The organism is Liquorilactobacillus sp., assembly GCF_047719775.1.
Taxonomy (GTDB): Bacteria; Bacillota; Bacilli; order Lactobacillales; family Lactobacillaceae; genus Liquorilactobacillus.
Map to the genome: position 1 here is coordinate 1 of NZ_JBDNTS010000052.1, position 1,528 is coordinate 1,528.

General features: G+C 38.5%; 1 protein-coding gene. It reads left to right on the plus strand.

What is annotated here, in order from left to right; translation table 11 throughout:
- Positions 1 to 85 precede the first annotated feature (85 nt).
- A complete protein-coding gene (locus tag ABF682_RS12060; RefSeq protein ID WP_367292851.1) occupies positions 86 to 1,417 on the plus strand; it encodes a reverse transcriptase family protein in 1,332 nt (443 codons plus the stop codon).
- Positions 1,418 to 1,528 lie beyond the last annotated feature (111 nt).

A 1,528-nucleotide genomic window follows, 5' to 3' on the forward strand; every position in this document is an offset into this window, starting at 1 on the left:
ATGGCCTTTATGGTCTAGTCGTCAGGGTGTTGCACTTGAATTGTAAACTGGGGATAATTTTTTCCCGAGTATTGCACAAAATAGGGTGTTCGGTGTTTTTCGTCAATTCTTCAAGTTTAACTTTCAAGTTAGTAGTATCTTAAGAAGACTTGTCTGTTATCATGACCATTTGATTCAGGGAGCACCAACGTCACCTGTGTTATCAAATATTATTTTATACGCGTTCGATAAGCAAATGCTTGAATTAGCTCGTAGAACCAAGACGGTATATACACGGTATGTGGATGATATATCTTTTTCTTCACGGAACACTATGCCGCGGTTGCTGTGGCAAGGGGAAAACTTGTCGACGACTGTCAAAAAAATTGTTGAAGAAGCTGGGTTTCAACTAAGCGAAGAAAAGACAAGAAAATTTGGTAAAGGCAACAGGTTGTCTGTGACTGGAGTAGTTGTGAATGAAAAAATGAACGTTCGAAGAACGTATGTTAGAAAAATTCGAGCGATGCTACACAATTTTAAAATAACCGAAGATTATGATTCAACTGTCAAGAAGTTCAACGGATTTTACTTAAAAGATAAGATTGTCGACCCAGAAAGAGTGTTAAAAGGGATGATTTCTTATGTTTATCAAATTCGATCAGATCCTGAACAAGATCAAGTCCTCTCTAGACGGTTGATGCAGGATTATAATTCGATTAATTGGCCAGGCGGGTCTCGCTTTGAGTTAAAACTTGCCATACCTCAGAAGTTTAAACGGTATAATGCAATTTTTGCGGTAGAAGTTGTGACACTTTTTAAAGATTTTTTCTTTGGTACTGCCTTTTTATGCGATGGCAAGATTTATTCATGCTGTCACATCTTTGAAAATAGGAACGAGCCAGATGACCAACCAAAAAGTATTAAATTAATTGAATTTGATCCCGAGACACTTGAGGTTCATAAGACCTATAAAGTCGATAAAGTTGATCTTTGGTCCGAGGATGATATTTCTATGTTATATTCCTCCGCTCTAAACAAAACAAAAAGAAAGTCATTTAACAGTCCAGCTCATCCCTTGAAGGGCCCTGCTAAAGTTGATATTTTGGGGTATCCCGAGGCTTTTCAAATTGGAGAAAAGAGCAGAATGTACACGGCAGAGGAAACAACCATTATTACGATTGGAGATAATATTTCACAATCACACAAAAGTGAAAATAGCAGAAGTGTCGTGCTCCTTACTAATGATAATGGAGGAATTCAGTCTGGCAATAGTGGGGGCCCTGTGGTTAGTATAGGCAATGGAACCGTAGTCGGTATTGCTATCAGGGGGGCTCAACCAAAAGACGGAAATTACGAGGTTGTTCGTAGCGAGATGGTTGACTTTTATAATTGGTTGCATTCAAATAAACGTACGCCTGAAACTTTGCGTTTAAGATAGAAACTACTGCTCGAGACAACTTGGCTGTTTTGAGACAGATATAATTTCGGCTCTATGTCAACTGGTGTTGAAGAATAAATTTATCATTTGAGGCGGTTCTCCATTTGGGGA